This window comes from Chitinophaga pinensis, assembly GCF_007896845.1.
Lineage (GTDB): Bacteria > Bacteroidota > Bacteroidia > Chitinophagales > Chitinophagaceae > Chitinophaga > Chitinophaga pinensis_C.
The window spans coordinates 1-12,322 of record NZ_VOHS01000020.1 but is presented as its reverse complement, the minus strand read 5'-3'; the positions used below and the strand labels follow the sequence as shown (position 1 = coordinate 12,322).

Sequence of the window (12,322 nt, the reverse complement as noted above, 5' to 3'; positions counted from 1 at the left end):
AACTGAAAATTACGGGTATTTCAGCTAATTGCAGATACCACTCAAAAGAAACAGCCGGCACAATGGCCAGCTGTATACAACAGAATATGGGGTAACCGGGTATTAAAAGCTTTGTATGAGACGCAAACCTGGCGTTACGCCCTTAAAGAATTCATGGAAGTAAATCACAGGTTCTATCTTCGTTTTTCCTTCCAGCAGTGATAAACGTCCTAATCCCACACGGAAAGAATGTTTATCAAAATAGTCTCCGCTGCGATGTACAAGATATCCGACAGAAGCGACAAATTGCAGATAAGGTTCTTTCTTTCCCTGTTCTCTTTTCGCCGGACCAACACCATACATCAGCGTCACAAAATCATTCCGGTAAGTCTTCAGTTTGCCCTCACTATCCCGGCCAAAGAAGAAGTTAGGCTCCCAATATGCACCAAACTCCATAGTATGTTTACCACTGAATACTGAGGTCACTGCAGTTGCCCCTATACTGAAGGAAGGCACGAAATAGTTTTTATAGTTCTGGATATTCACACTTCCGTTGAAAGAGATATAGTCGTTATGTGCCCCGATATTCCCACCTGAAAGACCGGCCGAGATCATATAATCCTTCCGGATATGCATCATTCCTTTGTCATCTTTCACCCAATCAGTATGTACATTTTCGCGAAGACTGACCAGCTTTGCCTGCAGACGGCCATCCGTATAAGCAGCAAGATCATTCAGCTGATTCACAAAAAAACTGATACGATAACGATGTACCTGTTGTTTGCCGGGTACAGGCACCATGCCGATAAAATGGACCGTATCCTGTTCCAGTTTCAGGGCTGCCACTTCTCCCTGTTGTACAAGATAACTCGTACCGGCAGGACGAAATTGTTTAAATCGCAGTTTCTTAGCAGCTGGTGGTTCCATAACATAATCAATCCGTTTAACGGATAATTCATCCTGCAAAGAATCTTTTAATGGCATCATATCTTTCAGGAATATTTTCAGTAGTGAATCAATATTCCCTACACGCGCCAGGTCTCTCATGTCTACCAGTTCTACCTGCATCTTATCTCCTTTGTCAAGTGAGATCAGGAAGCGTTTGTTGATCTCCTGTTCAGGTACATCAAATACTTTATCTTCATTAGAAGTGTGTGTTTTGTTGGGCATAAAGCGTCCCTGTGATGCTCAGCAGGAGCATCAAAAAGCAAATAACTTTTTCATCTATTGTCTAGTTTTTGGGAATGTTGTTTGAAGATTTATCCGATACAATCTGACTGGCGAAACCGGCGCGTCCACCGACTCCAATCCTGAATTGTTTATGGTCAGGGTTTATATAGGTATTACCGATGACATCTCCCCCTACATCATTAATATGCACAACACGCATTTTTGAGGTAGTGGCCGCTGTTGCTGTACGCGCCCTTAATAGAGAATCATCATTAATAATTGTTTTTTCCACTGGTGGTTGTAAGATAGCCACATCAGGTGTGACGCCGGGTGTATCTGTCTGTATGATGTCCTGCTTTTTAATCCGGACTGCCTGATATTGTTGCGACGCAATCTCCTTAATAGTTTTTACGACAGCCGAAGGTGCGGACGAAGGTGCAGATAAAGCTCCGGGGACAGGCGTGTATACCACTTTCTTCACGGGTGGCAAAGCAGGTGATGTCTTGTGCCGCAGCAGGAATGGCATTATTACCGTTACCAGCATAGCTGCTGCCGCCCACCAGATCCACATGCGGCTCTTTGCCGGCGCCTGTGTCTCCATTCTCTGTTGCAGACGATCCCATGCAGCTCCTTTATTGAAAGGTGCTTCCCCTGGCAGTCTGTCCAGTGCATCCATCTTATCCGGGAGGCTATTGCTGTGATTTTCGTTTAGCATATTCAATATTTTGCTGCGTGAGCATTTTTTGTAATAATGATTTCGCTTTGCTCAGCTGAGATTTGGAAGTTCCTTCTGTAATACCTAACAGTGCTGCGATCCCCATGATTCATCCCTTCTATGACATACAGGTTAAAAACTGTTCTGTACCCGGCGGGCAACTGTATCACCAGATTAAAAATCTCTGCTGCTGAAAGTATGTTCAGTACATCTTCTTCTAAAGCCACGGTTTCAGCAACATATTCAGATACAATTACAAAGCTGTTTTTCCTCCGCAGAAACATCAGGCACTCATTGATCATAATCCTCTTCAACCAGCTGTACAGGGCTGCTTCTCCCTGATATTGTAGTCCCGGCAGAGCGGCATAACATTTATAAAACCCATCCAGCAACAACTCCTCCGCGTCCTGCTGATTCTTTACATAGCGACGACACACCATCAGCATCCTGTCTGAAAACTGGTCAAACAGCAATCTCTGGGCGGCAGCACTGCCTTTTTTGGCGTCTTTGATAAGTTCAGGTGTAATCAAAAGAACAACGGGTTTATGCACTTATAAATGCAGTTTACTGTGAAAGGGTTGCCCGGACAAATAAATTTATTTGCCGTAGCTGATTTGAGTATCTTTGGGGCTTATTATCCTATACCAATGTATTCTTTTTTTCTCTTACCAAAGAAGCTGCTGCTCTGCGTCATTCCCCCCGTATTATTTGCGCTGTTCACAAGGGTGCTTTTCGGTCTCGGTGAGTTTGAGGGCCTGTTATCTGTCATGACGCTGGCCTTTCTATTCTGTGTTCCATTTGCCATGGGAGCCATCACCATCTATTTTTCACCAATAGCAGATGTGGAAAAGAAGCGCTACCGTGTGATGATGCCATGGATATCAGTTATCGTCTTTCTGGGCACAAGTATAGCTCTGGGATTAGAGGGATGGGCCTGCTGGATAATGGTACTTCCGCTCTTTATATTGGCGTCTACCATCGGTGGTCTGATAGCAGGACATTATAAAATAAAGCATCATAAACGGGAAACCCTGCAAATATCCCTGTTCGCCCTGCTGCCATTATTATTGTCCCCCATAGAGCAACAGCTGTCAAAGATTCCGGGCCGCTATAAAGCGGATACCTATATAGATATTCAGGCGCCGAAAGAAAATATCTGGAGCAATGTGACAAGGGTAAGTGAGATTAGTGCTAAACAGGATCAAGGCTGGTTCACCCGTATGCTGGGATTTCCCCGCCCAATTAAAGCAGAGCTGAATTATGAGGGGTTGGGTGGATACAGAAAGGCGATTTTTGACAAAGGACTGGTCTTCGATGAAATCGTAACCGAGTATGAGCATGAACGGAAAATGACATTTACCATCAAAGCCAATCCTTATGATATACCATCCACTACTATGGACGAACATGTTGTAATCGGTGGTGCTTATTTTGATGTGCTCAATGGTACCTACGAACTGGAGCAGCTGAATGATAATACTTTTCGGCTCCATCTGTTCAGTCATTTCAAATTAACCACTTCTTTCAATTTCTACGCCAGCTGGTGGGCGGGATGGATTATGAAAGATATCCAGAACAATATTCTGCAGATTGTAAAAGACAGAGCCGAACATGCTAAACAGGTATAGTATATTACTGGTCTGTCTGCTATTGACAGCCTGTGTTAATAAAAACAAGTCACACATTGCCATAAAAGGTGTGCATATCAAAATACTCCCGCTAGGCAGAGTAAAAGATATTCAGATCAGGGAAACTTATGAGGAATTAAAAGATATCTCTCCGGCAACAGAAGTATTACCTGCGCAGGATATGCCGGCATTCACCTACTATGAGCCCCGTAACCGCAACAGGGCAGATTCACTGATCCGGTGGATGAGCCGTATGGCGAGACCCGGTGAAATATATGTGGGTATCACCATGCAGGATATCAGTGCTTCCAAAGGGAAACACGAAGACTTTGGTATTATGGGACTGGGATATTGTCCGGGTAATGCCTGCGTTGTGTCCAGCTACCGGTTGAAAAACAAGAAGAATTTCACCAAGCTGGTCATTCACGAGCTTGGACATAATATGGGGCTTCCCCATTGTCCTGTCAGCACCTGTTATATGCGGGATGCCAAAGGGGGCGATCCTACAGATCAGGAAACGGGTTTCTGTAAAAAATGTAGTGCTTTCCTCTTAAAGAAAAATATGCGGTTCTGATCTATAAAAGCTTCTGTTCTACCGCTGTTCTGATCAGCAAGGCAACATTCTTGACTTCAAATTTCTGTAACAGGCTTTTGCGGTGGGTTTCTACAGTCAACGGACTTAAATGCAGCGTAGCTGCTATATCCGGGGTCGTTTGTCCCTCTGCGATCAGCTGTAATATTTCTTTTTCTCTTTTTGTCAGGCGGGGCACTCCTTTCAGTTCTGTGACTGACGGACGGGACATGATTTCTTTTACTGCCTGACTGAAAGTGATCTGTCCATCCAATGCTTCATGGATACACGCGACTAACTCTTCTCCGGAAATATTCTTCAGTAAATACCCTGATGCTCCCTGTTGTAACATCTGCAATACCATGCTGCGTTCACTATGGTTACTTAATGCAAGGACAATGGTAGAGGGAGAAAGTTTCTTTATTTCAAGGCACAGGTCAATGCCGTTGATATCCGGCAGACTGATATCCAGCAATACGATATCTATGGTATTTTTCTTCAGAAAGCTAAGAAATTCCGTTCCGGTTGTAAAGCTGCCTGCAACGGAAATAGTCTCCGCATGCAGCAGCAATTGCTGCAATCCTTCCAATACAATCAGGTGATCATCCACTATGGCCAGTCTGGCGCTTTTATCCGACATGCAGTTCTATGTTTATTGTTGTTCCTTCATTAATAACAGAAGTGATTTCTATATTCCCATCGAGGAACCCGACACGGTTCCTGATGTTGCTGAGTCCTATTCCTTTTCCGCTGATAGCGGTATCGAATCCTTTTCCATTATCCTCTAATGTGATCAGGAAGGTATTTCCATCCTGATTACACTGTAAAATGATATTGTCCGCTTGTCCGTGACGGATAGCATTAACCAGCATTTCCTGTACGATCCGGTAGATATGTACCTGTTTCTGTTCGGGTAATGTTTTGCTGATCCCATATGCCTGAAAATCAATTGTAAGCTGCGCCGTCATCAGTGATTCACACATATCTCTTAACGCTGTTTCCAACCCGAATTTCAACAGATTGACCGGCATCATATTATGAGCAATACGTCGTAGTTCTGTTACAGAGCTATCCACTTGTCCGATGATCTTGCGTAATTCTGTCTGTTTCGTGTCTACGCCGGATAGTTGTCCGGAGAGATTGAGTTTAACCGCTGCCAGCATTCCACCAAGCCCATCATGCAGATCACGTGCCAATCTATGTCGTTCCTGCTCTTCACCCTGTAAAACAGCCTGTCCAAACTTCAGTCTTTGCTGTTGTTCTATCTCTATCAATTGTTGCAGATGGTTCACTTCCTTCTGTGCCAGCAGCTTTTTGTTACTACGATAGTAGAGTAAAGCAAAAGTAGCTACAACCAGCAGGAACAGACTGGTGGAGGCAAACAGCCAGCTGTAGAGGCGACTGTTTTTTGCAGACAATGCGGCCTGCGCGTTCTTGCCTTCTAAAGCAATGATCCGCTTCTGGCTTTCTGCACGCTGATATTTCATTTCCAGTGCATTGATGTCATTGGCAACGTCACTTTCATGCAGACTATCGCTAAGATGCCTTGATTGTCGTAACCACTCATAAGCGGGCTTCATCTGTCCGAGACCGGAGTAACTTTCTGCCAGTCCTTCATAGATCTCCAGCCGGCTGCTATTCAGGGACATCACATCTTCATCTTTCATCAATGTCAGCAGAATATCTTTTGCCGGCCCATAGATCTTTGCCGCCAGCAGCGATTTCACTTTATAGAACTGTATTTCCTGAATGGCGTATATTTTATTCGGTCCTTTTGCCGCTGCCATACCTTTGTCAAAGCATCTGATAGCATCCGCATATTGTTGCTGGTGATGATAATACAGGCCTTCCACCATATAGTGACCGGCATATAATTCTGATTCCGGATAAGGCGCCAGCAAAGGTTTCACCTCATCAACAGTACGTTTGGCATCTTCATATTTTTCGAGGCAGATGTAGTTCTCTCCTGCTCTGTTATAGGCAGATATCAATTTCGGACCTGAGGCATGAATATTTTTATAAATGCGGATAGCATTGTTAAGATATATTTCCGCTTTGTCATATTGCTCTATATTCATAAAAGCAACCCCTACACCCACATACTGAGAAGCGAGGATAGTACTGTCGCCGGCCTTGGAAGCCAACGGAATTGCTTTATTTAATACAAAGTCAATATAGGCTCTGTCATCATCTCTTCTCTGCTGAATAACCGCCAGATTGATCCAGACATTTGCGCGTATCTGATAGGCATCTTTTGTGAGATAAGAACTCAGCAGACTATCCGCCTTTTTAAAAGCAGTTTCACTTCTGTTGATATCAGATCCATAATACAGATATCCTTCATGAGCATACGATAATCCGTGGAGGAAGGAGGAACCCTTACTGAGGCGACGGCCTTCATCAATACATTGTCTTGCTTTGGCTGTATCTCTGGATACCCAGTATACCACCAGTGCAAAATTAGCCCTTGCCTTCACGCTGTCTGTTCCGGGTTCACGCAACATAGTAGTGAGGCTGTCAAAATATCGTTGCTGGTTCAACGGCATCTGGGCTTTACAACATATGGATATGACTATGGTTAATGTTATCAGGATATATAAACGGATCATAGCCGAAAAATAGAAAAAATACCTGGAAACAGGTAGAAATAAATCGTGGGTTCCCGGTATTGCCCCGGCTGGCAGCCGTATTTACCTTTGTCATCCGATGAACAGGTATGCCGAAAACTGAATGATAGAGTAGGCACTTTTTAAACCATTATTATGAAATTATTGAAAAATTACGCTTTCCTGGCGCTGTTGTTATCTCTTGTGTTTGTTGCTTGTTCCAAAGATGATGACAATAAGCCATCTTCATCCTCTCACAAAGTTTATTTCAAAGCGATCGCAAGTTCGGGTTCCAGTATCTCTGTTGCTGTATGGGGATATGACGGTAAGGCCACTACTGCGAGCAGCCTGTCCGGCACTACCTGGACAAGCCCTGAATTTGAAGTGCCTGCAGGCACTATTATAGCAAATGCTGCTGTAAGTGCAACAGGTGTAAATGCCAGTTCTACACTGAAGTTACAGGTATTTGTAGACGGAGAGATGAAAGATGAGGGATCTTCCAGCGGAGAAGTTCTGAGTGCATCTGTTTCATATAGTTTTTAGGTCTTTCTATTAGTTAAACCACGGCTGTGCAAATGTGGTAACATCTATTGTATTGAATCTCCCAATTGTAAAGGCAACATATCCATGTTGCCTTTTTCTATTTTTCGAAGCGCTATCTTTGCCGTCCCCAAACCTATTGTCATGAGAAATACGTTCAGATTTTACAAGACGCCTGAAAACAGATGGTACATTGACATTCCCGAATGGCAGGATGATATTGCCGCACTTGAAATGGTATTAGGTGCAGATACCATGCTCGATAAAGTAAGCGACTATACGAGTGAATGCTTTGTTGAAATGAGTGATGAATCATTTGAAGGCGCAGATCCGATAACGTTGATAGAGAATCTTCAACAGTCTATCGGTGGCGGCAATTACCTGATGGAAAACTTCAGAGGAACACCTGTTAATCAGGAAATGTGGCTCTGTGAGGTAACAGAATATGTATTTAAAGGATTGCCCGAAGTTATCTATGTAAATGTTTTACAAAACAATAATTAATCTGTGGTAAAGCGCCTGCATCAAAGTATGATGCAGGCGCTTTTTATTCAATTAATCGCTTTAATACCGCCCCTTTATGCTGATTCTTTCATTTTTGTCAGAAGCATTTGCCATTCATTAATTTTCGGCACTTTCGCAAAATAATTTTCCACGATATGCTTTTTATTGCTTTACTTTGTATTTCAAAGTAAATAAATATCCGGCTACATTGATCCCAGAAAGTCATCGCTATCGGCTGTCATCAATATAGTCATATGTAATAAAAGGCCATAAAGGCCCTTTTTTGAAGCATTTACTTTGAAAAACAAAGCACTTTTACCCTCATCCAAATTAACCTGATAAAACAAGCAACATGAGAACTAGTCATCAATGGATCTCACATTTCAGAAAAAATGCCACCCAACAACGTATTGACTGGAGCCTGGCGCCCACCGTTACAGAACAGGAGTTATCCCCTATCCTGCGGTCATTTCAGTCATGGCAGTTGGGGGAAACACCGGATGGTGGCCCCCTACTGAAGGCGACGCGCAAATATGCCCGGAAAATGAATGATCCTTCCTATCTGGAAGCCATCGGCCTTTTCATCAACGAGGAACAAAAACATAGCGACAATCTCGGCGCATACCTCGATCGCATCGGTAAACCCAGATTAAAAGCAGATATCTGCGACACCCTCTTCAGAAAAGTAAGATATTTCAACACCAGCATGGAAATCTGGACGCTTACCGTATTGGTAGTGGAAAGCATCGCACAGCTCTTTTATCAGTCGTTGAAAGATGCGACTCACTGTGCCCTGCTAAAACAGATCTCTACGGATATCCTCATCGATGAGGCACATCATGTCGCCTTCCAGCGTGAACGCCTCTCTATTTTCTTTCAAAACAGGTCCCGGACCACAAGGTTCATCTGTCTGCACTTATACAAAGTCTTTTTCGCAGGTACAGTACTTATTGCTTGGACCGCCTACAAAAACGTATTTATTGCCGGCGGACATACTTTCAGCAGTTATCTGCAGAAAATGAAATACAAATATTACAGGAGTATTCATAATACGATCAGTCATAAAAAAATCTATTATCTAAACGGTATAACTGCCTAATAATCATGATCAGACACCTATCTCCTCTCGAAAAATGCTGCTGGTATCCGTCACCTTTACAATGTCACTGCTGGCAGTACGCATGATCTATACAAAAGAACTGACCTATATTTTCTATGCATGGAACACATTCCTCGGCATATTGCCGCTGGTATTCAGTCATATCCTGTTACGCATGCCCCGGTACAATATAAAAGCCCTGTTGCTGATGATCTGCTGGCTGGCATTTTTCCCAAATGCGCCCTACCTGATCACCGATCTGTTTCATTACGAAGAGAAACCGCCCATGCCTAAATGGTATGACCTGCTGCTCGTGACTACAGCCGCATGGAATGGATTGTTACTAGGTATCGTATCACTGATGCAGGTTGAACAATATCTGCTGCGTCACATGCGGGTGAGATGGGTCAGCAGACTCGTGATCATCAGCTTCATTTTATGTGGTTATGGGGTCTATATCGGCAGATATCTGCGCTTTAATAGCTGGGATGCAGTCGTTAATCCACAAAAGCTTTTACAGACCTTTGCAGGGCATCTCTTCCTGCCACATCAACACCTGTCCGCATGGGCCTTCACCATTTCATTTGGTGCTATGTTCGGAATCGTATATTTTACCTTGAAACAGTTTCAGATCACCACCATCCGTTTACAAGTTAAACACTAGTTATCCACACAAAACCAATGTTCCAACAATGATATCGGATATAAAACAGGATTCTTAAGGATGGCTATTTATGAGATGTGTCGTATATGCGTCGTATATGCGTCGTATATCAAGCATGTATAAGGCATGCGAAGTACTATTTTGAAGAAAAAGAGGGCATTCAAAGCAAAGTGGGTACAAATACAATACTTAGACTATAGTCAAGCTACGTTAATGCTACGTTTATAACGTAGCATTAACGTAGCTTGACTATAGTCTAAGTATGATCAAGCCATATAAACAGATAGCTTATACTACCGGATTTAATCTGTTAAAAGCAGCAGTGATTTCCGGCGGACCAGCATTCACCATCGCTTCACTAAAACCAAAGGTCAGTTCTGTTTTACCCTCTGCCAATTGTGCAAAAATGGCTGTAATAAAGTCGCTTACAGGAGGTGCTGCATCATGCAGCCCCTTTCCACCCAGATCTGTATTTAGCGCAGGCGGAACGATCTCTATTACTTCAATGCCCTTATTTTTCAGCAGATAACGGCTGGAAACGGTAAAAGAGTGGAAAAATGCCTTCGTGGCACTATATACCGGCACCTTTGTAAATGGTACAAAAGCAAGTCCGGAAGTTACGTTCATAATCGTGTTCAGGGAGGCCAATCCGCTGAATAACGCAGTCAGATGTACAGGCGCTTCCACATTTGTAGCAATCTCTTCCTTAGCACGCTGATAGAAGTCCGCTTCCGTAATATTCGTCCATTGCTGAATACCCGCATTGTTTATTAGTACATTCAGGTCACTGTGCTGCTCTTCCACCCATTTAAAAAGGGCGATTCTTTCTGCCTCTGTGGATAAATCACAAACTTTTGTGATCACTGCCGGATATTTATCAGTCAGCTCCTGTAATGCTGACGCTCTTCTGCCACACACAATTACCGTATTGCCTTCCTGCAGAAACCGCTCTGTTAATCCAAGACCGATGCCGCTTCCGCCACCAGTGATCAGAATTTTATTGCCTGTTAGTTTCATATATGTTTACGTTTTAAATTGCTGGCAACAAAGGTAATCGTACCTGAATTTCCACAGCTTGCGAATATCAATGCGATGCTTACAAAATTCAAACCACCAGTCCGGTGACGGAATACCACAGCCTACAGGGAAACAGACAGCCCCATGTATTGTTGTATTCCGCTGGCATGATTTTTTTGACAGATATACTACAATAAACCTATAATGCCATGATAAACAACGATCCCAAAGACAAGGAAGTAAAAAAGAAAAATGAAGATGCCGGTATACAACCCGATCCTGAAACATTAGGACCGGAACCGCAGGAGCATATGGAAGGCCCCATTTCTTCTATCATCAAAAAATTGGAAGAAGCCGGAGATGATAACTTCGGCGAAGATGAAGAGTCAGTCAAGAAAAAGGAAGAGAAAAATAGCAACAATAAAAACAACGGATCAGGATGATGAATGGACGTAAGATAACCCATTCGTAATCCCTGATCTTTCATGCACATTTCTCCCGATTACCATAAACGGAATTAATTACCATTTACGGAATCTAATTTTCTATCTATCTCATTGTAAATAAGTACGTTTCATTGCCAGACAAAAAAATTCCCAAATGCGTAAAGAGGGCTGGCATTAAAAAACATAGTATTGCGGTATTTACCTATTCGACCAACCGTAAATTTTTATTCCTCTCCATGGAAGACATGCTTTTTGAAAAGAATGCAGGGGTGATGTATTGTAATTTTGACATATATCAGGCGGAAGAAGCTGCTTTAAAGGAAAGACGCCGCGCAGTTGCACAAGGCGGACATAAAGGCCTTATTTATGACTATCCTCACCTGATGGCATTAACCTGGGATATTACAATGTAACATCCAGCCAACCGGGCAAAGTAGTCATTAAAAATACCAACCGTTTATACAACTCACCTACACCATCAGTGGTAACAAAAGTTATCACGTACATAATGGTAAACACCGGGTACTTCCCTTCAAAAACAGGAGTACAATTATCTGTTCTTCTCAAAAGAACAGGTACATCTGAACTGGCAACCCGGAGAAAGACTTGAAATATTTGAAGTCAGTGTCAGTCCGGAACTCATGCTTAACTATCTTCCGCAGGAACATCCGTTTTACGCACTATTACACCGGAGCATTGAAAAGAATGAGACAACGCCCATGAGCAGTTCAAATCTTTTCCTGCAAACAGAAAGTAATGTATCCTGTATAAGATGATCAATTGTCCGCTGGATGGCAGATATAAACAGCTTTATATCAAAGTAAACTGGGCGAATTACTGTCTATCGAACTGGATGCATTCGAGCAAAATCTGCAGACCCGTCGTGGCAAAACAGAAAAGACACTCAGACCGGCTGATATCGAAAGAATGCATCAGGCACGGGAAATCATCGTATCTAACCTGCAAAGCCCCTGTTCTCTCATTGATCTGGCACACAGGTAGGCACCAATGATGCATATCTGAAACGTCACTTCAAAACAGTGTTCGGCACCACCGTATTGGCTACCTGCATTTTACCAAGATGAATCAGCCAAAGAACTCCTGCAGTCAGGCACCTCCATTACAGAAGTGGCCCATTAACCGGTTACAAATATGTATCACACTTCAATCGCGCATTTACCAAACCTTTGGCATCGGACCCGGCAAAGTAAGAAATAACTGCTGCTACCGCAGGTGATAAGCAATACCTGCAAAGAATAAACGCCCGCCTGAGAAGTACCTTCGGATCTATAAGTTCAGCAGATTCTCTGCATTGAAACGAAGGATAATTTGTTATCCATCAACTTCTTTTCCAGTCCGGCGTTCAACAGATAATACCCTCTG

14 protein-coding genes are annotated in these 12,322 nt (G+C 43.1%); 8 read left to right on the top strand and 6 right to left on the bottom strand.

The genetic code is table 11. The features are described 5' to 3' along the window. Positions 1-102: 102 nt before the first annotated feature. The 3 genes from FEF09_RS18855 to FEF09_RS18845 form a co-directional block, all read right to left on the bottom strand. Positions 103-1,149, bottom strand: coding sequence for a hypothetical protein (locus FEF09_RS18855; protein ID WP_146306558.1), 1,047 nt, complete (start codon positions 1,147-1,149; stop codon positions 103-105). Between the two features lie 61 nt (positions 1,150-1,210). Further along, positions 1,211-1,864 (bottom strand): hypothetical protein, encoded by a 654-nt coding sequence (locus tag FEF09_RS18850; RefSeq protein WP_146306557.1) that lies wholly within the window; start codon positions 1,862-1,864, stop codon positions 1,211-1,213. A gap of 2 nt (positions 1,865-1,866) precedes the next feature. Continuing rightward, positions 1,867-2,394, bottom strand: a complete 528-nt coding sequence (locus tag FEF09_RS18845; protein WP_146306556.1) for an RNA polymerase sigma factor — start codon at positions 2,392-2,394, stop codon at positions 1,867-1,869. A gap of 117 nt (positions 2,395-2,511) precedes the next feature. Here FEF09_RS18845 and FEF09_RS18840 point away from each other — a divergent pair, with 117 nt between their 5' ends. Next, positions 2,512-3,492, top strand: a complete 981-nt coding sequence (locus FEF09_RS18840) for a hypothetical protein (RefSeq protein ID WP_261387595.1) — start codon at positions 2,512-2,514, stop codon at positions 3,490-3,492. Beyond that, positions 3,476-4,066 (top strand): archaemetzincin, encoded by a 591-nt coding sequence (locus tag FEF09_RS18835; protein ID WP_146306554.1) that lies wholly within the window; start codon positions 3,476-3,478, stop codon positions 4,064-4,066. The genes FEF09_RS18840 and FEF09_RS18835 overlap by 17 nt, the downstream gene beginning before the upstream one ends. Before the next feature lies 1 nt (position 4,067). Here FEF09_RS18835 and FEF09_RS18830 read toward each other — a convergent pair whose 3' ends face one another. Together FEF09_RS18830 and FEF09_RS18825 are read right to left on the bottom strand one after the other, a co-directional pair. Next, a complete protein-coding gene (locus FEF09_RS18830) occupies positions 4,068-4,703 on the bottom strand; it encodes a response regulator transcription factor (protein WP_146306553.1) in 636 nt (211 codons plus the stop codon). After that, positions 4,693-6,603, bottom strand: a complete 1,911-nt coding sequence (locus FEF09_RS18825; RefSeq protein ID WP_186774402.1) for a sensor histidine kinase — start codon at positions 6,601-6,603, stop codon at positions 4,693-4,695. The genes FEF09_RS18830 and FEF09_RS18825 overlap by 11 nt, the downstream gene beginning before the upstream one ends. 222 nt (positions 6,604-6,825) lie before the next feature. Between FEF09_RS18825 and FEF09_RS18820 the strand changes: the two genes are divergently transcribed. The 4 genes from FEF09_RS18820 (at position 6,826) to FEF09_RS18805 (ending at position 9,476) form a co-directional block, all read left to right on the top strand. Continuing rightward, the gene (locus FEF09_RS18820; protein WP_146306551.1) at positions 6,826-7,212 is read left to right on the top strand and encodes a hypothetical protein; all 387 of its coding nucleotides are present in this window, start codon (positions 6,826-6,828) and stop codon (positions 7,210-7,212) included. A gap of 141 nt (positions 7,213-7,353) precedes the next feature. Continuing rightward, a complete protein-coding gene (locus tag FEF09_RS18815; RefSeq protein ID WP_146306550.1) occupies positions 7,354-7,713 on the top strand; it encodes a DUF6717 family protein in 360 nt (119 codons plus the stop codon). A 352-nt stretch (positions 7,714-8,065) separates the two neighbouring features. Beyond that, positions 8,066-8,812: a ferritin-like domain-containing protein gene (locus tag FEF09_RS18810; RefSeq protein WP_146306549.1), complete on the top strand. Its 747-nt coding sequence runs from the start codon at positions 8,066-8,068 to the stop codon at positions 8,810-8,812. Between the two features lie 34 nt (positions 8,813-8,846). Next, entirely contained in the window at positions 8,847-9,476 is a 630-nt protein-coding gene (locus tag FEF09_RS18805; protein ID WP_146306548.1) for a DUF1361 domain-containing protein, read from the top strand. 288 nt (positions 9,477-9,764) lie between these two features. Here FEF09_RS18805 and FEF09_RS18800 read toward each other — a convergent pair whose 3' ends face one another. Continuing rightward, complete coding sequence (locus FEF09_RS18800) at positions 9,765-10,493, bottom strand: SDR family oxidoreductase (RefSeq protein ID WP_146306547.1); 729 nt, start codon at positions 10,491-10,493, stop codon at positions 9,765-9,767. A gap of 209 nt (positions 10,494-10,702) precedes the next feature. On the opposite strand from FEF09_RS18800, the gene FEF09_RS18795 reads away from it, so the two are divergent. Beyond that, positions 10,703-10,936: a hypothetical protein gene (locus FEF09_RS18795; RefSeq protein ID WP_146306546.1), complete on the top strand. Its 234-nt coding sequence runs from the start codon at positions 10,703-10,705 to the stop codon at positions 10,934-10,936. A gap of 134 nt (positions 10,937-11,070) precedes the next feature. Continuing rightward, positions 11,071-11,352: a hypothetical protein gene (locus FEF09_RS18790; protein WP_146306545.1), complete on the top strand. Its 282-nt coding sequence runs from the start codon at positions 11,071-11,073 to the stop codon at positions 11,350-11,352. The last annotated feature ends 970 nt before the right edge of the window (positions 11,353-12,322 follow it).

What these genes read in the sequence shown, in the direction of transcription:
- FEF09_RS18855 (WP_146306558.1), bottom strand. Translation starts at nt 1,149, where the DNA reads ATGCCCAACAAAACACACACTTCTAATGAAGATAAAGTATTTGATGTA.
- FEF09_RS18850 (WP_146306557.1), bottom strand. Translation starts at nt 1,864, where the DNA reads ATGCTAAACGAAAATCACAGCAATAGCCTCCCGGATAAGATGGATGCA.
- FEF09_RS18840 (WP_261387595.1), top strand. Translation starts at nt 2,512, where the DNA reads ATGTATTCTTTTTTTCTCTTACCAAAGAAGCTGCTGCTCTGCGTCATT.
- FEF09_RS18835 (WP_146306554.1), top strand. Translation starts at nt 3,476, where the DNA reads ATGCTAAACAGGTATAGTATATTACTGGTCTGTCTGCTATTGACAGCC.
- FEF09_RS18830 (WP_146306553.1), bottom strand. Translation starts at nt 4,703, where the DNA reads ATGTCGGATAAAAGCGCCAGACTGGCCATAGTGGATGATCACCTGATT.
- FEF09_RS18820 (WP_146306551.1), top strand. Translation starts at nt 6,826, where the DNA reads ATGAAATTATTGAAAAATTACGCTTTCCTGGCGCTGTTGTTATCTCTT.
- FEF09_RS18815 (WP_146306550.1), top strand. Translation starts at nt 7,354, where the DNA reads ATGAGAAATACGTTCAGATTTTACAAGACGCCTGAAAACAGATGGTAC.
- FEF09_RS18810 (WP_146306549.1), top strand. Translation starts at nt 8,066, where the DNA reads ATGAGAACTAGTCATCAATGGATCTCACATTTCAGAAAAAATGCCACC.
- FEF09_RS18805 (WP_146306548.1), top strand. Translation starts at nt 8,847, where the DNA reads ATGCTGCTGGTATCCGTCACCTTTACAATGTCACTGCTGGCAGTACGC.
- FEF09_RS18800 (WP_146306547.1), bottom strand. Translation starts at nt 10,493, where the DNA reads ATGAAACTAACAGGCAATAAAATTCTGATCACTGGTGGCGGAAGCGGC.
- FEF09_RS18795 (WP_146306546.1), top strand. Translation starts at nt 10,703, where the DNA reads ATGATAAACAACGATCCCAAAGACAAGGAAGTAAAAAAGAAAAATGAA.